Genomic DNA, 25,558 nt, shown 5'->3' on the forward strand with positions numbered 1-25,558 from the left:
TCTCACTTCGCCTTGGAACCAGAGGAGAGGTTATAAGTCGACGGATGCGGTCTGTAAGGCCGGGTGGAGTAGGGCGTCGCCGACAGAGACGTGTGCCCCTACTCCGTGCCCTAGTGGAAGTGGCTCCTGCTGAGCAGGCTGGCTGCGGCTGCGTCAAGGACCATTGACACGTTGGGGTGTCGTTGGAGGATGGATGCGGGCATGTCTTCGATGACGGGTCCGTCAACCGCCCGGCGCACGGCAGCGGCTTTTTCCGCGCCGCTAACGACTACCACGAGGTGACGTGCTTCCTGGATGGTACCCAGGCCTTGGGTTATGGCATGGGTGGGAACATCCTCAATCGACGGAAAGAACCGTGCGTTCGCTTTCCTGCTGTCCTCCGTGAGCTGGATGAGGCGGGTGCGGGAATCGAAACGCGAACCCGGCTCGTTGAAGGCGAGATGCCCGTTGCGTCCGATGCCCAGGATCTGGAGATCGATACCTCCTGCAAGCCGGATCAGGTCCTCGTAGTGATCGCCGGCCGAGGCGCCGTAGCCGTCCACCGACCTCGGGACGTGCGTGTTTTCCCGCCGGATTTCCAAAGGCTCAGAGATCCTGCGACGGACGAAATGGGCATAGGTCTGTTCATGCTCTGGCGGAAGGCCTACATACTCGTCCAGGGCAAAGCACGTCACGGCGCCGAAGTCGGCTCCAGCGCGGGCGAGGTGCTCGTAGACCGGGAGCGGCGAGGACCCTGTTGGACAGCCCGGTCCTCTTCCCGATCTCCGGTGCGGTAGTGGGCCCGTAAGTGCGAACGTCATCGAGAACGACCCGCCCATTCGTGCGCTTCAAATCCGTCGCCCGCACGCCCTGCACCAAAGAATTCACTGAAACATCCTAATTTTTCCGACAATAATCCCCATACGCGAGGCATGCCGGGACCTGGAATAAAGCCGAGCGCTGACCCCCGCCGAGCCTCCGCCCATTCTGCCTCGACCTTAACAGCCGGCCCGACGAACACTACTGCTGGCAGTGTGGGCGTGTACATCCCAAGGCATGGTCCCCTTGCGGGCCAGGTGAGCGCCTCCAGCGCAATGCCGGGGCCAGAAAGCTGGAGGAGTAGAAGTCGATCCGGTTCGTGTCCAGACCGGACAGTGGCGAAGCGTGGCCCGAGGCCCTTCTGAGGCCCCTCCTCCCCGGCCTTTCAAGGAGTCGATAATGAAGAGTTCGTCAACCTGATGCGGCCGCCGGAGGGGTATCCCGCTCACACCTGTAGCCCCGGTCGACGTCGCTGCCTCGCGTAGCGGACCGACGGCGGAGTTGGAGGCCGCTGACGTGGGGGACGCCAGTCGGCTGTCCGCCGCCGGCCGGTTACAACTTTACGCCGGTACAGGAAGAGATGGTTTGCCTCGGTTTCAATTGTTCGTTGCCCGCGCGGGAATGCCCGGTGATGAAGTACCTTCAGCCGCGCCACAAGGGTGTGGGCCGGCGGTGACTGGGGGCGGCATCCATGTCTCCTTGATGCCTCTGGCCGCCGGACCTTCCCCCAAATAAGGTCCTGCCCCCAACAGCGGGATCTTGTCTTCCAGGATAGGGCCGGTTGGATAAAGGACGGCCCATGTCCGACACAGGCTTCGCTCAAAACTGGACCTTACGAATACCTCACAGATGTGTTCACGACAGATAGGACGACACCAAAGTTGTGGGGGAGACCTCGCGTGGCCGCAACCGCCGGAACCAGAACGATAACCGGCGGGCCACGCCGATGGCGTCAGCCGGAGGCAGGTCAGATGCAGGAGTAGCCGTAGCCGAAGCTGCCAAAGATTTATTGGGTGATTGTGACTTTCCCACCTCGGTGAGCGGCGCTAGGCTTTGGTGAGGCTCCCGGGCGCTCTTCTCGATTCCTGCGACAAACTTCACCCCATTGCCCGGCTCAGTAACGCGGGGCAAGGATCGTATCGCAGGTCAAACCTGGCATCGGGCTGGTCATTGAGAAACAGGACTCGACGTGCTCGCTTCGCCTCCTTCAGTCACTGGTGAGCCAGGTCAGAGCGCTCGTTTCCGAGGTGAAGTACCGGGTGGGGCGTGCCGGCATGTGGGCACGAGTGAAGAAGTTGGCGATCACCTCGTCGACAGGGGATTCCCCCAGCAAGGCTAATCGTGTCGCGGCGTGTGGCATCGCGAACACGTCCCTCGCGCCGGACGACGTGTTCCCAGCGTTCCGCATGTCAACCAGCAGCGGCTTGCCCCGGCTGGCGCAGATTTGGTTCATCATTGTGACGGCTGAGACGGCGTCGTCCTCATCCACATGGGAGCCCGGAGCCCATACCAGGTGCATTATCCCGTCCGCCCGGACACTGAGAACCGCTTTGCCTCCAGCCACCGACATTGCCTCACGCATACGGACATCCGGTGGCTTCGGCAATCAGGAACCCCATGGCTTCCAACGTACAGCACGAGTACAGACAAGCCGGAGCAGTCAGGACGCAGGGACCGCATTGTTTGGAAGATGCGGCCGCTTCCTTCGTCGATCAGCGCTCCCGAAGGCGGGTCTTACGGGCATGATGGATGGCGGCGGGGGCGAGGGCGACGGCGCTGGCAGCTAGCCTGACAACGTGAATTCCGTACCACCTGTCATGAAGAAATTGTGGCACCAAAGTTGCATACTGAAGACCGATACTCCCCAGAAACCCCACACGCAGCCAGTCGGGTCTACACGAAAATAGGCCGGGGACAGCGGGTATACAGGCCCAGTGCGGCATCGGCCGTATGCGGGCTGGATGAGTGGTCGCCGCCTTGGAAGTCCGACCCATGCCCTTGAGTTATGACGTTCGGTTCAGGGAAGGCGGATGAACCGTTTGCCGGTGGCGGTGAGTTTGTCGAGGGCGACCGCCAGCCCTTGGGCTGTTCCCCGGCCTGGGTGGTTGCCGTGGCAGATGATGATGTCACCAGGCGTGGCTTTGGCGGCTTCCCTAGTAACGGTGTCCGGCGGGAACGTCGCGCCGCCGTCTGCGTTGATGCTGAATCCTGCCGGAGTGATACCGAGACTGTTGACGATGTCTGCTGCTACGTCGTCCAGGTACGCGGTCCCGGACCGGAAGTACCTGGGGCGTGACCCGGTTACTGCGGTTAGCTGGGCATCGTTGGCCATGATCTCGTCGTACACCTCCTCTATCGTTTTGGTGCCCGTGATCCCGTAGGCGGAGTTCCCGGTGGTGGACAGGGGGCGGTGTGTGGTCCCGTGGTTCGCCAGTTCGAAGAGTGGTTCTGCCGCCAGTTCTCGGACAGCACCGGCGTTGGCGTTTATCCACCTGGAGTTCATGAACAAGGTTGCCGGGATCCGGCGGGCACGTAGTACGGCGATAAGGTCCTGGTCAAAGCCGTTGCCTCCGGGACCGCCACAGAAATCAATGGTCAGGGCTATCCCGGACGCGCCCCGAGGCAGCCGTGAGAGGACGCCTGGGGCTTGCAGTCCCCAATACCGCGGGCTGCGGCCGGCAAACGCGGCAATCGTTTCGTTTCTTGTCGGCGGTAAAGGCTGGGACAGGGAGGTGTGTTCCGCTTGGCTCGGCATGCCGCTGCCTATTTCGATAGCGCCTTCGGTGTTGTTGCCGGGCGGGGACGAGGCTGCTCCCAGAGGCGGTGGACCCGAGGCCGCTTCGTCGGGCAGTGTTATCGTGCGGGCCGGGACAGCCGCCGTGACGGCGATGGCAGCGGCGAGCATCACAGTGCGCCTGTTTGGGCGGGCAGCACCGTATGTGAGATGCCGCGGGTTTCCGTCCACCGGTTAGGTCCTTTGCGGTGTGATCGTGAAGCGGGCGGTCATGGTGCTCAATCGGTGACGGGCCGTGTCGCCCGGGACAGCGCCAAAGCAGATTCCGGGCAGGAGAATGGGCAATTTAGATCCTCGGATAGTGGAAGGCGCGGTGAGTGTCAAAGGCATTCTTCAACGATCTGCCGCGCGGTTACGCCGCTTGGCGATGCCTGTCAGCCTATGGCCAGGAGGGCGGTGACATAGAGTGCGCCAGCGACGATGCAGTAAACCGCAAACGGTACCAGGGTGCGGGTATGGAAGAACCTGAGGAGGAACTTCGTGGAGATCCAAGCGGCCAATCCCGAGCAGAGGGCGCCTATGATGAACGCGCCGCGGTCCCCGGCCAGATTAGGGCCGAAGAGTTCGGGGAGTTTGAGGAGAGCGGCCGCGCCGATAACAGGGGTGGCGAGCAGGAAGCTGAAGCGGGCAGCGTTTTCATTGCTCAGTCCAGCGAGGAGTCCGCCGACCATGGAGGAGCCGGAACGGGAGATACCTGGAATCAGGGCTGCGCCCTGACTTGCTCCGATTCCCAATGCCTGTTTCCAGGAAAGCCCTGCAATCGCGGCATCCGAGGACGCTGCAGTCGGGCGAATTCCCAGGGCGTCGGTTTGACTGGCAGCGGTTTCGCCAGCGACTGTCGCGGGAATCGAGTTCATGCGCATCAGGTGTCTCTCGATGATGCGATGCAGTCGCTCTGCGGCGAAGAGGATGAATCCGTTGATAATTAGGAACGCGGCAGCGATCAGTGGGGTAGCGAACAATGCCCGAATCGGTTTCTCCAAGGCCAGCCCCAGAATCCCGGCCGGGACAGTTCCCACGATCAGCAACCACCCGAGTTCCGCGTAGCTATCAGCCGGGTCGATTTTCCGATCCCGCACCGAGCGGCCGATGCCTTTGAAGATTTCAATCCAGTCGCGGAGGAAGAACACGAACAACACCATGGCTGTGGCGAGGTGTGTGGCGATTAGGAACGTGAGGAACGAGGGATCGTTCTGGTCCAGGTTCCAACCGAAAAGGCGGGGAAGAACGACGCTGTGGCCCAGACTGGAGATAGGAAAAAGTTCGGTAATACCCAGAACCAAACCCAGGATGGCTGCCTGGAAATTATTGATCATGCGCGGAAGCTACACACTCCACCTTGACGGCGGGTAAACAAAGAACAACGTCACGGGCAACATCGCTCCGGACAGGGGCTGGGCGTTTGGTCTTCGCCACCGGCCGCGCTCCTCACCCATCACCCCCTGTCGTTGGCCCAAGCCCACGCGAGGCCCCCTGTTTTCCGGGGACTGGAACGGCGCGCCCCGTTCGCTGGGGCGCGCCGTTCCCGTGATGCCTGTCCGTGCTGGAAGGCGGCATCCCTAGGCTGGATCAATTCGATGCTGAGGCGCCCGGTTCCAGGGTGTACTGCTTGGGCAGCTTCAGGGACCGTTCAGCCAGGACTTCGCGCAATTGGTTCGGGTAGTCGGTAATAAGGCCGTCGACGCCGTCGTCCATGAGTTTGCGCATGGTGGGCTTGTCGTCGACGGTCCAAGGGATGACCTGCATGCCCTTGGCGTGTGCGCGGGTCACCATGTCGGCGGTCACGTAGGGGACGTAGCCGGGGTCGGTGACTTTGCCGTTTTGCGGGGTGCCGTGGACCGGGGAGATAGCGTCAAAGCCAAGTGAGGCCGCGGAGTCGACAAGGTCGCCGCCGAAGTCATCGGCGTCGATGCCGCCCAACCAGGGCGATGCTCCGGGCTGTCCGGCCTGCAGGAAGTCCTTGTTGGTCAGGGCCACGGTGCGGATGCCGGGCTGGCGTTCCTTCACCAGGCGCAGTGAGCCCCAGTCGAAGCTTTCGATGGAAACGCGTTCTGCCATGTGCGCTTTGTTGATTTCGCGCAGGGCCACCTCGACGAACTGTTCGCGCGGCGCAGTCTGCTCCGGTGCGCCGGCCTCGACCTTGGTTTCGATGTTGAACTTGACCTGGCTGGCCCGGTAGCGGTTGGCAAGGTCGAACACCTCGGCGAGGGTCGGCATCTTGGCACCGGGGGAGGCCTGCTGGCCGGGGAACTGGGGCAGGGTCTGGGACCCGCAGTCCAGGCTGCGGACCTGGGCGAAGGTCAGGTCCTTGATGTACTTGCCGACGTAGGGGTAGGAGGGGTCACCGGGGGTGACGGGGGCGGTGTCCTTGCACTTCTGGCCGCTGATCTTGCGGTCGTGGGTGATGACTTCGCGGCCATCCTTGGTGATCTGGAGGTCCATTTCCAGAGTGGACACGCCGGTCTCGATGCCCTTGGCGAAGGAGGCCAGGGTCGATTCGACGGTCAGTCCGATGCCGCCGCGGTGGGCCTGCAGGTCGAAGTGGTTTTCGGTGCCGTTGGGGTTGGTGTCTGCGGCGTGGGCCGGGAGGGATGTTCCCAGGGCGACGCCGGCGGTGATGGCAGCCGCGGTCAGCAGCTTTGTGTATTTCATGGGTTCTCCAAGTTTTGTTGACGGCGAATGTTTGGTACCGGAGGTGGGCCCGGGGTTTAGCGTGCCTTGGCTGCTTCGTTGCCGTTGTGGCTGATGGATGCGACGGCACCGGTCTGTTCGTTGAGCAGGACCTTGTCGTTGCGTTCGTGGTGGAAGTTGAACATGGTGTTCATGGATCCGGCGGTGGCGTCTGCTGAGGCGTCGCCGATGTGGCCGGTGTGCCAGTTGTCTTCGATGAACCGCAGGATGGAGGCCTGGTCGGTTTCGGTGTGGTCCACGAAATTCTTTTTGGCGTACGGGGAGATGACTACCAGAGGCTGGCGGGGGCCGGGGCCGCAGCGATCGGCGTAGCCGCCCGCCACCGGGACACCGGCCGCTGCGGCGTTCTGGCACCATGCGGCGTCATCGGGGCTGTTGGAGGCATTCTTCACCTGGGCGGCGACGTGGTCGTACCATCCATCAGAATCGTCATAGGCGAGCACGACGGCGGTGTTGTCCCAGTTCTTGGACTGCTGGATCTGGTTGACGGTTTTGGCGATGAAGTTCTGCTCATCGACGGGGTCCGAGTAGGCGGCGTGCCCGTCCTGGAAGTTGGAGGCTTTCAGGAAGGAAACGGCCGGCATGTTGTCGCTGTTGATGACCTTGTTGAAGTCGGTCAGGTCGTATTGGTGGTTGGCCTGGCCGTCGTGTCCGATTTCCGCGTCGTTCGCCGGGGCCAAGTGGTGCGGGTTGGCGGTGGAGGCGTAGTACTGGAAGGGCTGGTGGTGCGGGTTGTAGTCCGTGCTGGAGACGCCGGCCACGTTGTTGTGGGTGCTCTTGCAGGCAGCGGGGGTCGTGTCCGTTGCCGCGGTGGTGGGGGTGAAGCCGCCCTGGAACCAGCCCCAGGACACGCCTTGGTCGTTGAGCAGGTCGCCGATGTTCTTGCCGGTCATGCCGGCTAGGTTGTTGGTCTTGGCGTGGCTGTTGTTGGAGCAGTCATCGTAGACCGGGTCGGGGTCGTTGATCATGGTGCCGGCGCCGTTCGCGTCGGGGACGCGGACCGTGTAGTCGCTGGCGGCGGGCTTCACCGGCTGGCCGGCGGCGGTGAATTCCTTGACCCCGTGGGTTTGGCCCGAGACCAGGTTCAGTGCACCTGGGGTTGAGGGTCCGAAGACGGTGCTGAAGTGGTTGTCGCTCATGGCGTAGTTCTGGGCGTAATTCCAGATCCCGGTGACCGAGTTGCCGTCGTAATAGTCCATCGTCAGCCCGGGGCGCCCGTACTGGTTCGGGGCGCAGGCATCCTTGCTGGTGAACTCCACGAACTTATCCATCAGTCCGCCGTTGTACGCCTTCTGCTCGGCGGTGTACTCATGGTCCTGGTCGCAGGTGACGGCCTGCATCGGGGACAGGCGTGCGGGCTGGGCCGAGTTGGGGTTGTTCGGTGCCAGCAGCCCTGCTTTGGCAAGGGTATTGATGTCCTTGGGAGTGTCCTCTGATGCGGTGAAGGCGGCCGCGGGCGTGCCGGTGCCCTGCTGGGTCTCGCCAGCGGTGTTGGCGGCGTTAGGGTAGGTCGCGAAGTAGTGGTCGAAGGAGACATTCTCCTGGAAAAGCACCACCACGTGCTTGATCGGCGTCGCGGTGCTGTCAGGGGTTGCGCCGGCCTTGGCCGGGCCGGCGCCGAAACCGACCAGTCCTGCGGTCAGTGTCGAGGCAGCCAGTGCGGCCGCGCCGGCAGCGGCAGCCCGCTTCCGGGTCAAGAGTTTTCGTGAGTCAGGCATGGGGAGACCAATCCTTTGTGGGGGTTCCGGCGGGGACCGGGTTGTTGTCCTGCTGCGGCTCGGGTGCCGCCGTCGTAACGGAAGCGCCGCCGATGGCAGTTGAATCCGCTGTGGTTGTGAGGCGACCGGTTGGGCCTCAACGATTCGAAGCTACTCAGCAGTAATTAACCTGGCGTGACCAATTGATGAACAGACGACGAGCAGAGCCCCGCCGGTGGCCGTTGGCCCGGTTCCAACCCGGTGCACGGCTATGCCGAACGGCACGTAGAGCAGGAGGATCATCCCGTGCCACTTACAGATTTCAGATCAGTGGCGGTAAAACCTTGCCCTGCTCGTCTTCCGTGACAGCGCCTACCCACGCCTTACAAGGTTCCGGTCAGAACTCGGCAAGGCGCCGGGACTGCAACAGGCCCACTCGTAAGCAAGCCTTGAGCAGCACACGCGATCATCTCCGCGATTCCGAACGCTCAGCGAGCGTCGGCGTTGGGGCGAGGATTGACCGCCCATCGTAACCCCGTTAACTTTCCTACTATCAAGCGACCTTTGTAACCCGTGGGGAGTACCGTGATGGCTCAGGGACCGGTTTCGATGCCTGGCCGTTGATCTGCCCGGACACGCTGACTCGATCGGTTCAGGTGCCGACCTACGCAATGTGGTCGAGCGGATCCATGCCACAACCCGCGCCAGCGGATTAAACAGTCCTGTCGTGGTCGGACACTCAGCCGGAGCGCTGCATGCCACTGCGTACGCGGCCTTCCATGACGCATCGGGGGTCCTCAACGTAGATCAGCCCGTCCTTGTAGAACCGTTTACCCGCTTTGTGCAGCAACGTGCAACAGCCCTCCGGGGAACTGACTTTGTGAGCGCTTTCGCACCCTTCGAGGTCAGCATTGGGGTCGAAATGCTCCCCGAGCCCGAACGCGGGCGGGTACTCAAAACGCGACGGGTCGACCAGCAGCTGGTCCTCGATTACTTGTCCAACATCCTGACCCCGTCCCGCACTGACCTTCAGTCCGGCATTGATGCAATTCTCCACAGCGTCACAGTGCCTTACCTGTGGCTTGCAGGAGGACCGGTCAGCCTCAGTGATCACGACCACCTCCCGACCCACATCCCACAAGCGCGAATCGAGACCTGGTCCAACCCTTGGCCACCTGGCGCACCTGGCGGAACCAGGAAAATTCGCCGCCCGTTGTCTCCCAGTTCGTCACCGACGCAAAGCAGTGCGACACCCCGAGCGTTGGGCCCTAGAAGAACAGGCTGCACCGGATCCCAGGCTGGGCCGCCAAAGTCTCGTTATCCACCAACGGCAGCTCGGAGGTTTGAGCGCGCCCCTGATCTGGGAAAGCACCGATGGTCGGCGGCGCTAACTATGCTGCACCTAGCGACCCATGGCCCGGCAGTAGCCTCTGTCTGCGCCGATGGCTGGGGTGTTATTGGGCCAGCAGGGACACGGCATGGGCGATGACGAGTGCCAGCAGCACGAAGCCGCCAAAGGCCTCCAGCCCCATCAGGGATTTTGCCCTCGCGGACAGCGGCATGGTGTCGGTGGGGCTGAAGGCCATGGAGTTGGACAAAGAGAAGTAAACATAGTCGATGAACGAAGCAGTCCAGCCGGTCTTGACCGATGACCGGGCGGCAACTTCCTTCACGGCATCGTGGTCCTCATCCTGGGGGAACCGGAAGTCCGCCCGGGGCAGTTCGTGGCGCGGGGTGTGCCGCCGAAAAACAGGGCCGCCCCGGTCCAGCTCCCAGTAAACAAGGGCAAAGGCGATGACATTGGTGACCCATACCTGAAGCGCGGCCAGTAAAAGGGTGGGGCCGCTGCTGTTGGCCGAGTTTGTGAGCACCACGATCAACTGAACAAGGGCTGTTTCGTTCGCTATGACCAGCAACAGGGCCTGGCCGACGGAAAGATACCTGGACCAGCGTGTTTGGCGGGTAAGTCGACGGGGATTTAGTACTAATAGTGGGACCAGTAGACCCACGCCGACGACAACGACAGCGATGCGAACGCCTGGCAGGAACGTCGTCGGCAACGTCGCATAAAGGCCCAACGCGACCAGAAGGCCAATCACGGCGGGCCAGCGGTGTTCGGCCGGCACCTGCCTTTCGCTCTCAATGCTCATAGTCAGGAGTGTAGGCGCGGAACCAGTCTGAACCGGGCACGCTCCTTCGAGTTCGCAGTGTCCGCACCGGAAGATAGGGATATGCGGGCGCGCAGCCAGTGGACTTTTCCGAGCGCGCTCACAGTGATGTCGTCCTCGCGTTCGTACTCGGTGCCAGATCCGGCAGAGCTTCCGTCAGCGACGAAGGGATGGGGTGGTGCGCGGCCGCGAGACCGAGGCGGGAACTTGAAGGTTCCGGGAAGCGTGGCGAGACTTCCTGCAGCGGCAAGCTGGATGAGAAGCCGGGATATGGGCCGCGAACTTTCGGCATTATGGATGGTTTGTCTACGAGACGGTTTTACTTAGGTAAGCCTTGGCTAATAAGATCATTTGAATGACTACGCAGCTTGATTTCGCGCGGGTACCTTTCGCTGCCGATCTTTCGAGCTACGGACATAGGCCTGCCATCATCGCCGACGGGCGTACAGTGACCTACTTGGAGCTGGGACAGCGGGTTGGAGACCTCGCCCGGGACTTGGGCGGGGAACGCCGCTTGATTGCCCTTGCAGCGTCGAACGATGTCGATTCGTTGGTGGCGTACTTGGCGGCCCTCACCGGCGGACATCCCTTAATCCTTCTCCCCGAGGACAAACCCGCGGCCCTTGGTTCCCTGATCGCCGCCTACGATCCGGATGTGGTACTCCGTTCAGCACATGGTGAGTTCAGCTTGGAGGAACGACGCGCGGGAAGCCGGCATGACTTGCACCCGGACCTTGCTCTGCTTCTGAGTACCTCAGGGTCCACGGGCTCACCCAAGCTGGTCCGCCTCTCCCATGCCAACCTGCAGGCGAACGCCGAATCCATTGCCACGTACTTGGGAATCACACCGGAGGACCGGGCAGTGACCACGCTGCCCGTGTCGTACTGCTATGGGCTCTCCGTCATCAACAGCCATCTCCTCCGCGGTGCCACGTTGGTGCTGACCGGCCTGTCGGTTGTGGATCCGTGCTTCTGGGACTTGTGCCGCAGTGAACGCGTCACTTCCTTCGCCGCGGTCCCTTACACGTTTGAGTTGCTGGATCGGGTCGGCTTCTCCGGGGTGGAGTTGCCAAGCCTTCGCTACGTCACCCAGGCCGGTGGCCGGCTGGCGCCGGAACGTGTTCGGCATTTCGCGGAGTTGGGCAAGAACCGGGGCTGGGATTTGTTCGTCATGTATGGGCAGACGGAAGCGACGGCCAGGATGGCCTATCTCCCCCCGCGCCTGGCCGTGGACAACGCAGGAGCGATCGGCGTTCCGGTCCCCGGCGGCAGCTTCCGCATTGACCCCGTGGAGGGGTTGCCCGACGGGGAACTGGTCTACACCGGGCCGAACGTCATGCTGGGATACGCAAACCAGCCGGAAGATCTGGCGCTGGGCCGGACCCTCACCGAACTGCGCACCGGCGACCTGGCACGGAAAAACGCCGCAGGTCTCTACGAAATCGCCGGGCGGCGCAGCAGGTTCGTCAAGATCGTCGGCCTCCGAGTTGACCTCGGCCAGGTGGAACAGTTGCTGTCGGCCATCGGAGTTACCGCCGCGGCCATGGGAGACGATGACATGCTGACCGTGGCCATCGAGGGCGGCCACGACACCAACCTCCTGACCAAAGTCCTGGCCCAGGGTGTCGGGCTGCCGCGTGCCGCCGTCGGCCTGCACACAGTCCAGGAACTTCCACGCCTGGGCAACGGAAAAATCAACTATCCCGCTGTCGCCGCGTTGGTCCGTCAGCGCCAGGCCGAACAAGGAACCCCTGACCCCGGGGCCTCTCCTTCCGGCGCCGCCGGCCAGGACAGCGTTCGCCGAATCTTCCAGGAATGCCTGGAGCTGACAGAGATCAGCGACACGGACACCTTTGTATCCCTCGGGGGAGACTCCCTATCGTTCGTGGCCGTCTCGGTCCGCCTGGAACAGCTCCTGGGCCACCTGCCCCCGGACTGGCACCTAAGGACCGTCGGCGCCCTCGAACGCACTCCTGAACACCGCCATCCGTCAGAAAAGGAGCCGGGACGCATCCAAAAGAAGCGGCTCCTGGCGCGAATGGACACCGGCGTCGTCCTGCGGGCCATGGGCATCGTCCTGATCGTCAGCACGCACATCGGCCTCCTCGAGTGGCAGGGAATGGCCCATGTCCTGATTGCTGCGGCAGGTTTCAACTTCGCCCGCTTCCAGCTGACCGGACGGAGGCTCCCGCGACTGCGACGGCAGCTGACCAGCGTCGCGCGCATCGCCGTCCCCAGCATGGCCTTCATTACCTTCGCATACCTGGTGACGGACCGCTACAGCCTCGCCAACGTGGTGCTGCTCAACGCCATACTTGGGCCGGAACAGGTCACCACCCAGTGGCATTTCTGGTTCATCGAAGACATCGTCTACATCCTGTTGGCGATGTCAGCACTTCTGGCCGTTCCATGGCTCGGAAGGGCAGAACGCCGCTTCCCACTCATGTATCCGCTTGCACTGTTCAGCGCCGGGCTACTCACCCGCTACGAACTCATCGAGCCCAACGTGCCCCACACCCTCCCGGCCCTCTGGCTCTTCGCCCTCGGCTGGGCCATCGCCCGCGCCCGCAACCTCCCACAACGCGTCCTCGTCTCGGCACTCACAGTCCTCACCATCCCCGGCTTCTTCGACAACCACAACCGCGAGCTGACCATGATCGCCGGAATTCTGCTGCTGACCTGGTTGCCGGTCCTGCCCGTGCCAAGGATCTTGAGCAAACCGGTTGTCCTCCTGGCCAGTGCCTCAATGCACATCTACCTCGTCCACTGGCTCGTCTACCCGCCACTGGTCGAGACCAGCCCGGCCCTTGCCGTGGCCGCCTCCCTCACCGCAGGGATTGCATACTGGTCCCTCTGCAACGCCGTCTCTTACACACGGCGGCGTCGCGGCCGCAAAGCGGAAATTCGGCAGGCCACGATCCTTCCCTCGCCCGCTACAACGGATTGAACCGGCAGGGGCCGTCATGTCCAGGCCTCCGCTCACCGCCTTGGGACAAAGGAACGGATCGCTGGCCTGCGCCTGCGTCGGAATTATTCAGGGGGTTTTCCCAGCGAATACCCAACGGAATGCAGAGTGGCATCTGGGACAGTGTTCGCACCCAAGCTCGAGAGGGAGCGCGCGATGTTCAGAGGACGCCGATTCGGGAACCGCTGGCACGGGAGGACTGTGCTGTTGGGTGCGGCCCTGTTTATCGCCGGCATGGTGCTCTCGGGTTGCACGCTGGGGCAACCCGTCGCCGCGCCCACGTGGCCCGGTATCCCGGGGCACGTTTTTGTGATCAACCTGGAAAACCAGGGATACGACCGGGTGTTCGGGAACGGATCGGCAGCCCCGTATCTCACCGGAACGCTGCGGGCCCAGGGGGTGCTGCTGACCCAGTACTACGGCATCGCCCACGACTCCCTGCCGAATTACCTCGCCCAGATCTCCGGGCAGCCCCCCAACGACAGCACCTCCCGCGATTGTCGCACCTTCAGCTCTTTCGTTTCCACCGGCACAGACAGCCAGGGCCGGCTGACAGGTGACGGGTGCGTCTACCCGGCCAACGTGCCCACCCTGGCCGGCCAGCTCACTGCGGCCGGGAAAACGTGGAAGGGCTACATGGAAGACATGCCCTCGCCCTGCCTGCACCCGGCTGTCGGTGCGGAGGACAACCTCCATAAGACGTCCACCGACCAATACGCCACAAGACACGACCCCTTCGTGTACTTCCGCTCCATCACTGACACCGCAGACTGCACAAGGAACGTGGTGAACTATTCTGCGCTGGCCAATGACCTCGGCTCCGTGGCGACGACCCCAAACCTGGCCTACATCACTCCCAACCTCTGCCATGACGGCCACGACAACCCCTGCACCGATGGCACCCCCGGAGGGCTGGCAGCAGCTGATCAGTGGCTCCGCACCGCCGTCCCCTCCATCGTGGGCTCCCCGGCCTACAAACAGGACGGGATGCTCATCATCACCTTTGACGAGGCCGACGACGGGCGGGCCGGTCCCTCAACGACCCTGCCCGGTGGAAGCGTTGGCGGACAAATCGGCACACTGGTCCTGTCCCCCTACAGCACCCCTGGCGGCACGTCCGCCCAGCCCTACAACCACTACAGCCTGCTGGCTAGCATCGAGGACTTCTTCTCCCTGCCACGTCTTGGCACAGCGGCAGAACCCGGTATCACGACGTTTGGACCCGACGTCTACAACGCCCACGCCTGACCCGGAGTCCCGATGTGACCAGGACGGCTGCTTCGGGCGTCACAGTCATTTCCCGCCATTGCCGTCCGGCAGGGGTTTCACAGTATGCTCCGTTCGGGGCCCAGACGCGTCGGGACCGGGGCCAGTCCAGAGCTGAGGAGTTGTTGGGGTTTGAGGGAGCAAGGCCCATGGCGTTCGAAGGGCGCTGTCTCGTGGCTGATGAACGTGGCGTGGCTGTGTGCCGCTGCCCTCGTGTTTACCGGTGACGGCAATCCCAAGTCTCCTGTGGTGGAACCCACCCCCCAAACAGCTGCCCGGGCCAGCCCATCACGTGAGCAGCTGGTGCTGCCTCCGGCGTTATCGGACGTAGTACGGATGCCGTTCAGCGTTCCGGGCGGCTACCCGGTGTCCTTGATCGCCAGAGTCGGTGGGCGTCAGGTCAGGGCATCATGGACGTACGTGGACAACCTCCCCGGCTGGAATTCGCATCTCGATTCCTGGCTGCTGGACACATTGGACAAGGCAGCCGCATCCTCCGGGAGCCGCTACAGTCCCCGAATGGCATTGAACGCCGCTATGCCGGCGGAAGACTCCCTCACCGTCACGGCCGAACCCGTGCTGGCCGGCGGGACATGGATCATGTTCCGGGAACGAGTGACGGATACCGGGCCGGACCGGACGCGCACCGTGAATTCGCAAACCTTCACCATCGACACGGTCTCAGGAGAACTGCGCCCTGCCATCGAACTGCTGCGGCCCGAGGCTGTGGACCGGATCCGGTCTCGCGCCAGTAGTGTTCCTGTGGCCATTGCCGCCCCCACTGCCCAGCACCCCGCGCCGGCCGACTTGGTATTCACCCCCTCCGGCGAGCTTCAAATTTCGTCGCCGTACGCAACGGAACGGGGGCGAACCGGAGGGGGAGGGATAGCAACCATCCCCGCGGGAGAAGCCGAGTCCATGCTGAGCGAGGCCGGCCGCAGAATGCTGAGCCAGCTGCAAACCCCCGCCGCTACGCGGCCGCTCACGCCATTGGGATTACGTCATATCAACTGCGACATTGTCCCGTGCGCGGCCCTGACCTATGACGACGGCCCAGACACCACGACAACAGCACAGCTGCTGACGATTTTGAAAAACACGGGCGCCGAAGCGACCTTCTTCATGACCGGCTCCAACGCTGCTGCCCACCCGGCCACAGCCAGGCAGGTGGCCGAGGCCGGGCATGCCATCGGCAATCACACTTACAGCCACCCGTACCTGACCAAGCTGCCTCCGGCAGGGGTCAAAAGCGAAATCGACGGTGCTGACGCCGCGATCAGGGCCGCAATCGGCTCGTCCCCGTCGCTGATGCGCCCCCCATACGGCGCCGCGGACGCAACGGTGCAGTCAGCAGTAGGGAAGCCACTGATCCTTTGGGCCGTCGACTCACTTGACTGGCAAAGCAGGAACCCCGCATTGTTCGTCCCCAAGGTGCTCAAGGAAATCAGCCCCGGCGACGTCGTCCTCATGCACGACGTCGACCCCACCACCATCGCGGGACAGCAGGAACTGATCACCAGCCTCCAAGGAATGGGGTACCGGCTAGTGACGGTGCCGCAACTGTTCGAAGGAACACCATTGGCGGCGGGCCATGTGTATCGGGCGCGTCCTGGGCGTCGATAGTCGCGCACTTCTGCTCGGCCATGGCCGGCCGATGCCGCACACTACAAAGAAAAACGTCGCTCCACGTCCGGCCTCGCCGCTCCAGCCTTCGGCCCCCGTCGGGGCTCTTCCGTCAGCGTCCGGCTGCCAGAACCGGCGCGATCCGGCACGGATCGCACCGGGATGCCCCAGGGATGCACGGCCATGAGCAGCATGCTGCCAGGATCTGTTTGGGCAGTGGCAGCCGCGTATTCGTAGGAGCCCGAGGAAGGGCTAAAACTTTGGGAGCTACGTCGGGCCCGACCAGGAGGAGGCCCATGACAATGCCGTTGGCTTGTTCGATGACAGCTGTGTGGGACAACGCGCCTTGTTTGGCGTCTTAGCAATTTGATGTGACTCCTCCCGCATGCTGCGGGTCAGGTCAACCATGAATCCGGTCGGCCGGGCCAGCGCATGGGTTAGCGCTGCTTAGGACTGCACTTTAGTGAAGACCTGCCGCTGTCATCCCCTGCTGTCAATGACCCCGTGCAGCAAGGCTGCCTGTCCGCCCCTTTCGGAAAGCTGGTCAGGAGCTTCTCGAACGGCTCGCGGTCACCGGAATATAGATGGGTGAGTAGAGCAGCACGGGTGGGTACAACCTGCCCACGGCTAAAGCCTCAGATCTTGTATAGCCCGTCCGCCAAGGACATGCGGCCTGATTCGAATTCGAGTTCAAAGGTCCCGGCAGGGCAGGCATCGTTGGTAACCAGAGGGAACAGGTACGTTTCCAGGTCCGATGGCACCAAAGCAGGATCTCCCGTCTCCCAAAACCTCCCAGACCATCTGTCGCTGGCCAGCGTCGCTACCATTATGGTCCGCCGGCAATTTCCAGGGAACAAGTGGGTGCGAAAGGGAAACACCGCGGCAGCAGCCTGGGCATCGAGATTAGACAGGACGCCCGGTCAATCGACCCGTTGGATCCAGCTAGGGTCACCGCATGCAGATTGCGTATTGGCTGACATCCTCCCGGCGATAGACTCCGGCAACAGATGGGCATCATTGGCCGTTAGGATGGAGAACAAAACCGCAGGTCAACAGGGGGTTCCGCCTTGCCCGAGCAAGAGTCCGTACCGAGGGACGTCAAGAACCGAGACATCGTTCTCGCACGTCTGAAGGATTGGGCGTTGCCCGTTGGGGTTGCCGTAGTCGCTGCGGTGTTGGGCACTGCCAGCATCGCCGGCGGGTTGGCGGACCGGGACCGCAAAAACCTCGAAGCGGCCACCAGCCAACGCGCGGTGGCCGTCCCCACCTGCGAGGTGACGGATGGTAACAGCCTGATCCCGCGGCCGGGCAGCGCGTTGTTTGGGGTGAACCTGAATCTGGACGCCAAGCCGCTGGCCCAGTACGCGGCCGACCTGGGACACAAGCCCGCGGTGAGCGTGTCCTTCGCTGACTTCCCCTACACGGAGCAGGAGCGGACGCACCTGCAGCAGGCCGCCGCCCAGGTCCGGGCTGACGGGCACATCATGCTCCTGACCCTGGAACCCAAGCAGGGCCTGGCCGCCGTCACCCCGGACGTCATTAACGCCCTGGTGAAGGATCTGGTGTCGATCAATGGCCAGGGGGTCCCGGTGATCGTCCGCCTCGCCCATGAGATGAACGGGTCCTGGTACCCCTGGTCCCAGCAGCCGGTCGAATACAAGGCCATGTTCACGCAGGTCGCTGACGCCGTCCACACGGGTGCGCCGGGCTCGGCGATGATGTGGGCGCCCAACTACGCCGGCGGGTACCCGTTTGCCGGGGGCCAGTTCGAGTCCACGGCGGGCAGCGCGGATTTCGCGGCGCTGGACACCGATCACGACGGCGCCCTGACGATGGCCGACGATCCTTACGCTCCGTATTACCCCGGGGACGGGGTGGTTGACTGGGTGGGCATGTCGCTGTACCACTGGGGCGCGAAATACCCGTGGGGCGAGAATGAGATCCCGGAGGCCAACAAGTTCGCCGACCAGCTCACCGGCACCTATGTCGGGGCCAACGGCGATGACAGCCTCCTGCCCGACTTCTACGGCGTGTACGGCAAAGACCACAACAAACCCGTGGCCATCCCTGAAACGGCCGCCCTCTACAACCCCGCGGCCGGAGGCGCCGCGGAAATAGACATCAAGCGTCTCTGGTGGGAGCAGGTGTTCAGCCCCCAGATCCACACCCGGTTCCCCAACCTGAAGATGATCAATTGGTTCGAGTGGGACAAGAACGAAGTGGAGGTCAAAGGCAGGATCGACTGGACCACCACCAACAGCCCCTCCATCCAGGGCGCGTTCACGGCTGCCCTGCCGGACTGGCTGCAGTACGGGCAAGGAACCAGCTGCCGGCCAACTGAGGAATGACGCACCGGCTGGCCAATTCCTGTTACGCCTTCCAGGGCGGGTTAAACTCCCCGTGCGATCTCCGGGCATAGGACCTGCCGCCAGAGGTAGAATTCTTCGGCGACGGAAGCGCTGACTTTCCCCCAATCGGCCGACCCTTCGCCTCTCAAGATCCACTTGGAGTGTCTCGTCGTGTCCCACTAAGTGACTTAGGGTTCTCGGACGACGCTAAGCGATGCCCTTTTCTCCCGTTTCTTCGGGCGGAAGGCGCGGCGGTGCCGGTCACTAAGCGTGGGACGGCCTCTCGGCAATGTCCTCGAAAGCGGCTTTTAGAAGGAAGAGTTCGCGTTGGGATGCCTCCCGTGTCCCGTTGATGAGCGCGTGAAACTCCGCGGCGGTGGCAACACCGCCGTAGTCCTGGTACTTGAGCCATAAATCGACAAAGTTCTCGGGACGTTTTCCCGCGAACTCCTTGGCAATAGTGCGTGCGTACCTGGTCCACTCCATGCACAAGATTACTGCGCTGCCGTGTGACACGATTGCCGGGGCGGCGTTGGCCGCCGGGGATAGGCTTGGAGCATGACGTTGGGGGACGCGGCGGAGCCGCTTGTGCACATCAAAGACTTCCGGATGGACTTCGGGGATACCACGGTTATCCGGGACCTGTCCTTCGACGTGAAAGCGGGGGAGACCTTCGGGTTCCTGGGCAGTAACGGGTCGGGGAAGACCACCACGCTGCGGGCGCTTCTGGGTATTTACAAGCCCACCGCTGGGACGTTGCACATCGGTGGGAAGGTCTTCGAACCCCGGGACAGTGAAGATCTACGGTGCCGACAAGGGCATGTTCGAGAACGGCAAGTACGAAGCCGTCGCCAAGCAACTGCTTGAAGCCTCGGCCCAGTACGAGGTTAGCTCACCCCAGCTGACCGCGGCGTTGACCGGGAAGGTGAAGTTCGACTCGGAAACCCTCAAAGATGGCAAGGTCGCCGCAGGTATCGGGGGCGTCATCCCGCCGATGATCTTCCTGGTGGTCTTCTACATCTCGATGACCCTGCTCTCGAACCAGATGCTGAACTCCACCCTGGAGGAGAAGGAAAACCGGGTCACCGAGATGATCCTGACGACCCTTAACCCGACCACCCTCATCACCGGCAAGATCATCTCCCTGTTCGCCGCCGAGCTCGTGCAGATCCTGGTGTTCGTCGCCCCGGTCGGGCTGGCCTACCTGTTCTTCCGCGACTCCCTGCCGCTGCTCGCCAGTGGTGAGCGTATCGCGCAGCCGTCGGATCCGGGCTGCCAGAAGTTCCAGGTAGTTCCTGGTAAACACCTTCCAGTAGTCCGCCGCCTCATCGAGGTCCGAAAGCAGCCGGAAAAGGACCTGTTGGTCTACCAGCGGCAGGGATGGATTACCAGAGCCGCTCACGAGAGCTGTCCCCGCTTTTGGTGTGTTGGGCAATGGGTGTGCAAATGTGGTGCCTATCCTGGCCGTGCAGAGGGCATGATGCCCTGCGTAAAGGGTTGTCCCCCCTTTGCACGGCCGATAACCCAGACCTCGTGGGCCCGTCCCCGTCCAAGTGAGGGTCGATGGCGCCAAGGTGACAGCCTGACAGGACGCTGCCCCGAGAAGCCCCTAAAAGGGCCTCCCGGGCCCCGTGCGCATGGCGGCCTTCAGGGAGTGGGAGTAGTCCTTCCGCGGACCTAGAGTCGTCGCGCGGCAGATTCCTGGAAAGCGTGACGGGTCTGCAAGGATAGGGCTATGGTTGAGCGCACGGGAGCCAGGGCAGTGCCGATGGTGCGCCGTCAGCTGCCATGGGGCGTTCGTGTCTGTTAACGCACTGGTCCGGGACGCCGTCCTGGCGAGGACAGGGCTGCCCACTCCGGAACCTGACGGCACGGTGGCGGTCCCCCCTCCGTCACGGCGACTGCACCCCTATGTCGACGGGCGGCGTGGAGCCATTAAGTTCTACGCATCAATCCCTTGGTCACCGAGGAAGGATTCGTCCTCGGAACCCTGTGCGCCGGCGCCCCTGAGCCCGGCTGGCTCAGCGACAAACAGCGGGAAGGGCTGGAGGTCCTCGCAGCAGAGATCGTCGACGCACCGGGCCCGGCGGCTTGCCGAGGCACTGGATGAGGCACGACGAAGCAACACCCTTCTGGCCGAGTTCGCCGGCCGGATCAGCCATGACCTCCGAACCCCCTGACGTCCGTCCTCGGCTACGTTGAACTAAGCCAAATGACCGCCAGCGAATCGGCCACACCCAGCTCGCCGAGTACCTGGACATCGCCACCAGATCCGGTCAGCGAATGCTGTCCATGATCGAGGACGTCGTGTCCTACGCCACCACCGGTGGCGACATCCACCCCGCACACGTCTCCCTGTCCGGTCTGGTCGATGACGTGCGCCAGGACCTCGCCGCCAGCATCGAGAGATCCGGGGCAACCATTGAGTGCGGGGACATGGCCTTCACAGCAGATGCCGGACAGGTCCGCGTACTCCTGCAGAACCTCATCCACAACGCCATCGTCTATCACCGACCAGGCACCCCGCCGGTCATCCATGTCACCGGCGACCGCTCGGAGTCCCTGGTGACCCTGCGAGTCATCGACAACGGCAAGGGCATCAGCACACCTGACCGCGAACGCGTCCTGGATCCGTTAGTCCGCCTCAACCGCGAAGACGACCCTCCCGGGACGGGGCTGGGGCTCGCCACCTGCGCGCCGATCGCCGCGGGAGCAGGAGGACGGCTCGACATCGGTTCCCCCTGGCGGCGGCACGATGATCACGGTGCATCTTAAAGAAGGCGGGGAGCGTGCACCCGTCCGGGCCCGCTGCGTCCCCGCCTCCGTTCCCCGGACCCGCATGCCCGGGAAATCCGTGCTCAATTCGACCTCTCAGAGGCGCTCCCCCGCACGCCTGCGAATGAGCCGATAATGCAGATTCCGTAAGGCTGCGGCGCAGCTGAAAGCCCACGCCCGGCCTTCCCGCATTAGGACGGAGCAGCCTTGCGGTGCCTTGCCGCGCCGGTCCCTCCTTAACCCCGACTTAGCCGGCCAGTTCCAGTCTGTTCCGTCCGGCAGCTTTGGCGGCGTATAGGGCGGCGTCGGCCTCGCCCAGGAGAGCGTTGGCGTCGCCCGGGTGATCGACGCTGAATGAGGACATCCCGGCACTGAGCCGCAGTTGGCCGGATGGATCACCGGCGTGCGCAATCGCCAAGTCGCGGACAGCGTCCAGTACCCGTTCCATTAGTGCTTTCGCTCTGACGGGCGACTGCTGGGGCAGCACCAGTAGGAATTCCTCGCCGCCGAACCGGTACACGCCGTCGCTCTTCCGGGTGGAGCCCAGGAGCGCGGCTGCCACTGCCCGCAGTGCCAGGTCTCCCTCTTGGTGGCCGTAGATATCGTTGTAGCTCTTGAAATTGTCCACGTCGCACATGGCTAGGCTGAACTGTTCACCGTACCGCTGGCTCCGCAGGTGCAGTTGTTCGAGGTCCTCCGACAGCTTGAGCCGGTTGTGCAATCCGGTCAGCGGGTCGGTCCGCGCCTGCCGTGACAGAACGCGGCGGTAGTGGGCGAGGTCAGCGTGCAGGCTGGTGATACGGCGCGCCACCAGCAGCCGGGCGTGCAGGACGAAGGGGTCAAGCGGTTTGGTCACGTAGTCGTCGGCGCCGGCCTCCAGCCCGGCCAAGACGTCGTCCCGCGACCCCTGCGAGGTCAGAAGCACCACGTACGTGTACAGATCCTCCTCGCGGGACCTGATTGCGCGGCACAACGCCAGCCCGTCCATGCCCGGCATCATCCAGTCGGTGACCACCACCTCGGGCTGGTATTCCAAGTACAGCGCCCACGCTTGGTCGCCGTCCTCGGCCGTGAGGCAGTCATGTCCGGCTCGTTCGACGGCAGCCCTGGCCACCAGCAGCGATCCCGGGTCGTCATCGGCGACCAGTACTTTCACGGCGTTACCTCCAGCGCCGCGTTCAGTTCCGCGTCCAGCCGCTCCAGCTCTTCCCCAAATCGCCGAACAAGCGGGGTCCCGCCGTCGGGCGTTTCGCGCCGGCCCAGTTCTTCAAGCTCGCCGCAAATCCCCGCCAAGGCAGCGGCCCCGATATTCGCAGCCGACCCCTTCAACGCGTGCGCTGACTGCGCCAAAGCCGGCCCGTCGCCGTCGTTCACTGCCGCTTCGAGCGCACTCACACGGGCGGGCAGGTCTCGGCGGAAGGCGGCCACCGCCTCGGGCAACAGGCCCCGGCTGTCCTCCGGCCCCAGCTCCCGCAGCATGGCGATCCGGTCGTGGTCCAAGACACACAGGGCCGAAGGGCGCGTAGACGTGCCGGTGCCCATGACAGCCAGCGGCTGGGGGACAGGGTCGGCCACGGTCGCTGCCTCAGGCTCCGGGACCCAGCGGACGAGCGTGGCCTGCAGCGCGGCGGCGTCCACGGGCTTGGCGAGGTAGTCGTCCATACCGGCGGCAAGGCACCGTTCGCGATCACCGTCCAAGGCTCCGGCGGTCATCGCGATGACTGGCAGTCGGGGATGCATGCGGTCCCGCTGCCGGATCCGGCGGGTGGCCTCGAATCCATCCATCACGGGCATGTGACAGTCCATCAGCACAGCCGAGTACCGGTAACCGGCTGTGGCGGACAGGGCCTCGGCTCCATTGGACACCACGTCCACCGCATATCCCAGCCTGCTGACGGTGGCGCGCGCCACTAACTGGTTCACCTCGTTGTCCTCCACTACCAGGACCCGGCCCCGCGACGGCCCGTCGATTGGGGGAGCCATCTGGGCGGGCGCGGACGCCGGACCTGACGGCTCGTACGTGGACATCAGCCGGACCAAGCGGTTGTAGAACTCGGAGCTCCGGACCGGCTTCATTAGCCATTCGCGGACGCCGGCCTGGCTGATTTCGGCCGCGTTGACCTGCATGGTGGAAGTGAGCATGATCAATTGGATGTCCGCCAGCCCGGCATCTGCCTTGATGCTCCGCGCCAGCTCCAGCCCGTCTATGCCCGGCATGCAGAAGTCCAAGACGGCGAGGTCGAAAGGTTCCCCGGCGGCCTCCGCTTCACGGGCCCGGACCAGCGCCGAGGCAGCATCCGGGACGGCTTCGGGATGGAGCCGCCAGCCGCGCAGTTGGGATTCGAGCACCAGCCTGTTGGTGGCATTGTCGTCCACCACCAACACCCGCAGGCCGTTGAGGAACCCGGCTGCCGGAACCGGGTCCGTGGATGGCGGCGCCACCGGAAGAGGCAGCCGGAACCAGAAGGCGCTGCCCTTCCCGGGGCGACTGTCCAGGCCGATTTCGCCCCCCATCGCGTACGTCAGCCGACTGCAGATGGCCAGACCCAATCCGGTGCCGCCGTACCGCCGGGTGGTGGAGGCATCGGCCTGGGAGAAGGACTGGAAAAGCCTGCCGTGCTGCGAGGCGTCAATGCCGATGCCGGTGTCGCGGACCTCGAATAACACCTCAGCTTCGCTTCCGGCTGCGGCGCCGGGCTTCTCCGTCTTGACCCTAATGGACACCTCGCCGGAGGCGGTGAACTTGACCGCGTTTGACGCCAAATTCAGGAGGACCTGCCGGATCCGGCCTGAATCGCCCACCAGCCGCGCCGGCACCTCGGGTTCACAGTAGGCGATCAGTTCCAGCTTCTTGGCCTGAGCCGGTTCAGCCAGGAGGCCGGCCACTTCCTCCACCAGGACGCGCGGGTCGAAGGGGCGGACGTCCAGGTTCACCTTGCCGGCCTCCAGCTTGGAGAAGTCCAAAATGTCGTTGATCAGGGCCAGCAGTGCCTCGCCCGCGCCCTTGACGCCTTCCGCATACTGCTTCTGCGTCGGGTTAAGCGGCGTCTCCAGCAACAGCGCGGTCAGCCCCACCACACCGTTCATGGGGGTGCGGATTTCATGGCTCATGGTGGCCAGGAACTCTGACTTCAACCGGCTCGACTCCAACGCCGCCTCGCGCGCGGCCTCCAGTTCCTTGGTGCGGATGGCCACCTCAGCCTCCAGCCCGGTGGTCAGAGTGATGTTCTCGAGGATGATCAGCACCTGCCGGACCATCACGAATACCAGGACGGCGGCGCCCACCACCAGCATGAAGGGGTTCAGTTCCGACAGGTGGGGGCCGGCGAACAGCAGCACCGCCACCAGCAGCGGCGTGTACGGCAGCAGTTCCAGCGCCAAGGTGTAGCCCCTCCTGTCGGGCCCGGCGCCTTCGTGGTACGGTGCCAGCGGCGCCAGGGCCAGCAGGAGGAAGGCGAGGATCCAGCCCAACGCGAGAGGGGAGCCTGTGGTGCCCGCGATGCCGTCGAACGTTAACCGCACGTAGACGCTGTCCGTCACCGCCAACACCAGCAACCCGCCCCCAAAGCATAGCCATGGCAGCCGTTCGCCCGGCTGCCGGCGCATTGCCAGGACCAGCACCAGAGAGGTGATCACCAGGTCCACCACGGGGTAGCTCATCCCGGTGAGCCGGGCCAGCGAATTCCCTTCGGCGTCGAACGCGGCGCCCAGAACCGTGTACCAGCTGACCACCAGGACGGAGCCGGCAATGACTGCCGCGTCCATCACCGCCCGGTACAGCGCCACATGGTTGCTGCTGCGTCGCTTGAACGCAAACAGTGCGACGACAGCGGGTACCGAGTATCCGAGAAACAAGGCGTCCGCCAGCGAGGGAAACGGGTAGACATGGTTATTGGTCAGGCCGTAGTACGCGTACACAGCCATTCCGGCAGCCCAAATGAAGGCTGCCGCCGACATAAAAGTCCAGGCCTTGGCATTGGCGCCCCCGCAGCGCGCCGCCCGCGCACAGCTCATGCCAGCCAGCACCGACGCTCCCAGAATCACGAAGTCACCGGTCACCAGTGCAGCCGGAGTTCCGCTGTTGACCCCTAGAAAGAGGCCGAGGACGACCAAGGCGATGACTGTCAGCACGGCAATCCACTTCACGGGCGCTTTGTTGTGGATCCCGTAGGACCGGCGCTGCAGGAGACCAGTCTGAGACACGCGTAACCCTCCCCATAGTCGCGCCCTGAACCCAAGGACTCCCGGAAAAACCGGGCGCTCGAGCCCACCCGAGACCTGGGTGGAGACGCAGTTTCATGATAGGCCCCACCAGGGCGAAAGGCCCGGGATCCGGTCTAGCTCGTCCCGCCCCCTCGGGCAAGGCCTCCTGAGTGCCACGGGGCGTACTCCAGCAGCGTGCACAGTTTCCGGCGGGCGCGGGTAAGACGGAG

At 63.8% G+C, this 25,558-nt stretch carries 18 protein-coding genes and 1 pseudogene; 8 read left to right on the forward strand and 11 right to left on the reverse strand.

The genetic code is table 11. From position 1 onward, the window contains the following. Nucleotides 1-110 precede the first annotated feature (110 nt). The 6 genes from AB0280_RS01645 to AB0280_RS01670 form a co-directional block, all read right to left on the reverse strand. Nucleotides 111-818, reverse strand: coding sequence for a glucosamine-6-phosphate deaminase (locus AB0280_RS01645; RefSeq protein WP_307489841.1), 708 nt, complete (start codon nt 816-818; stop codon nt 111-113). A 1,187-nt stretch (nt 819-2,005) separates the two neighbouring features. Further along, complete coding sequence (locus AB0280_RS01650; RefSeq protein ID WP_307489843.1) at nt 2,006-2,317, reverse strand: STAS/SEC14 domain-containing protein; 312 nt, start codon at nt 2,315-2,317, stop codon at nt 2,006-2,008. 498 nt (nt 2,318-2,815) lie between these two features. After that, nucleotides 2,816-3,703 carry a polysaccharide deacetylase family protein gene (locus tag AB0280_RS01655; protein ID WP_307489845.1) on the reverse strand — a complete coding sequence of 296 codons (888 nt, stop codon included), beginning with the start codon at nt 3,701-3,703 and terminating at the stop codon, nt 2,816-2,818. Between the two features lie 263 nt (nt 3,704-3,966). Continuing rightward, entirely contained in the window at nt 3,967-4,908 is a 942-nt protein-coding gene (locus AB0280_RS01660) for an undecaprenyl-diphosphate phosphatase (RefSeq protein WP_307489847.1), read from the reverse strand. Between the two features lie 253 nt (nt 4,909-5,161). Further along, entirely contained in the window at nt 5,162-6,244 is a 1,083-nt protein-coding gene (locus AB0280_RS01665; RefSeq protein WP_307489849.1) for a glycerophosphodiester phosphodiesterase, read from the reverse strand. A gap of 56 nt (nt 6,245-6,300) precedes the next feature. Next, the gene (locus tag AB0280_RS01670) at nt 6,301-8,001 is read right to left on the reverse strand and encodes a phospholipase C (RefSeq protein ID WP_307489851.1); all 1,701 of its coding nucleotides are present in this window, start codon (nt 7,999-8,001) and stop codon (nt 6,301-6,303) included. Between the two features lie 625 nt (nt 8,002-8,626). Between AB0280_RS01670 and AB0280_RS01675 the strand changes: the two genes are divergently transcribed. Continuing rightward, the gene (locus tag AB0280_RS01675; RefSeq protein ID WP_366366238.1) at nt 8,627-9,469 is read left to right on the forward strand and encodes an alpha/beta hydrolase; all 843 of its coding nucleotides are present in this window, start codon (nt 8,627-8,629) and stop codon (nt 9,467-9,469) included. On the opposite strand, the gene AB0280_RS01680 is transcribed toward AB0280_RS01675, so the two are convergent. Beyond that, complete coding sequence (locus AB0280_RS01680; RefSeq protein WP_307489855.1) at nt 9,435-10,130, reverse strand: hypothetical protein; 696 nt, start codon at nt 10,128-10,130, stop codon at nt 9,435-9,437. The two genes, AB0280_RS01675 and AB0280_RS01680, sit on opposite strands and share 35 nt — an antisense overlap. Nucleotides 10,131-10,503: 373 nt before the next feature. On the opposite strand from AB0280_RS01680, the gene AB0280_RS01685 reads away from it, so the two are divergent. From AB0280_RS01685 to AB0280_RS01695, 3 genes are all read left to right on the forward strand, one after another. Further along, complete coding sequence (locus AB0280_RS01685; protein WP_307489857.1) at nt 10,504-13,095, forward strand: AMP-binding protein; 2,592 nt, start codon at nt 10,504-10,506, stop codon at nt 13,093-13,095. Nucleotides 13,096-13,314: 219 nt separating this feature from the next. Further along, nucleotides 13,315-14,361 (forward strand): alkaline phosphatase family protein, encoded by a 1,047-nt coding sequence (locus AB0280_RS01690; protein WP_370871768.1) that lies wholly within the window; start codon nt 13,315-13,317, stop codon nt 14,359-14,361. A gap of 150 nt (nt 14,362-14,511) precedes the next feature. Continuing rightward, nucleotides 14,512-16,002, forward strand: coding sequence for a polysaccharide deacetylase family protein (locus tag AB0280_RS01695; protein ID WP_366366090.1), 1,491 nt, complete (start codon nt 14,512-14,514; stop codon nt 16,000-16,002). Nucleotides 16,003-16,637: 635 nt separating this feature from the next. Here AB0280_RS01695 and AB0280_RS01700 read toward each other — a convergent pair. Further along, nucleotides 16,638-16,763, reverse strand: coding sequence for a hypothetical protein (locus AB0280_RS01700; RefSeq protein WP_307489864.1), 126 nt, complete (start codon nt 16,761-16,763; stop codon nt 16,638-16,640). Nucleotides 16,764-17,144: 381 nt separating this feature from the next. Here AB0280_RS01700 and AB0280_RS01705 point away from each other — a divergent pair, with 381 nt between their 5' ends. After that, a complete protein-coding gene (locus AB0280_RS01705; RefSeq protein WP_307489866.1) occupies nt 17,145-18,350 on the forward strand; it encodes a glycoside hydrolase family 26 protein in 1,206 nt (401 codons plus the stop codon). A 264-nt stretch (nt 18,351-18,614) separates the two neighbouring features. Here the strand turns inward: AB0280_RS01705 and AB0280_RS01710 are convergent, their stop codons facing one another. Further along, nucleotides 18,615-18,836, reverse strand: a complete 222-nt coding sequence (locus AB0280_RS01710; RefSeq protein WP_307489868.1) for a hypothetical protein — start codon at nt 18,834-18,836, stop codon at nt 18,615-18,617. A 123-nt stretch (nt 18,837-18,959) separates the two neighbouring features. Here AB0280_RS01710 and AB0280_RS01715 point away from each other — a divergent pair. From AB0280_RS01715 to AB0280_RS01725, 3 genes and pseudogenes are all read left to right on the forward strand, one after another. After that, a pseudogene (locus tag AB0280_RS01715) lies at nt 18,960-19,154 on the forward strand (ATP-binding cassette domain-containing protein); the annotation flags it as partial. A 16-nt stretch (nt 19,155-19,170) separates the two neighbouring features. Beyond that, nucleotides 19,171-20,031, forward strand: coding sequence for an ABC transporter permease (locus AB0280_RS01720; protein ID WP_370871775.1), 861 nt, complete (start codon nt 19,171-19,173; stop codon nt 20,029-20,031). A 602-nt stretch (nt 20,032-20,633) separates the two neighbouring features. Beyond that, nucleotides 20,634-21,125, forward strand: coding sequence for a sensor histidine kinase (locus AB0280_RS01725; RefSeq protein ID WP_366366092.1), 492 nt, complete (start codon nt 20,634-20,636; stop codon nt 21,123-21,125). 247 nt (nt 21,126-21,372) lie between these two features. Here AB0280_RS01725 and AB0280_RS01730 read toward each other — a convergent pair whose 3' ends face one another. Next, nucleotides 21,373-22,281: a GGDEF domain-containing response regulator gene (locus tag AB0280_RS01730; protein ID WP_307489873.1), complete on the reverse strand. Its 909-nt coding sequence runs from the start codon at nt 22,279-22,281 to the stop codon at nt 21,373-21,375. Then, entirely contained in the window at nt 22,278-25,328 is a 3,051-nt protein-coding gene (locus AB0280_RS01735; protein ID WP_366366093.1) for a hybrid sensor histidine kinase/response regulator, read from the reverse strand. Before AB0280_RS01735 ends, AB0280_RS01730 begins: the two co-directional genes overlap by 4 nt. Nucleotides 25,329-25,558: the final 230 nt, after the last annotated feature.

It is taken from the genome of Pseudarthrobacter sp. 902506025 (assembly GCF_040702325.1).
GTDB lineage: Bacteria > Actinomycetota > Actinomycetes > Actinomycetales > Micrococcaceae > Arthrobacter.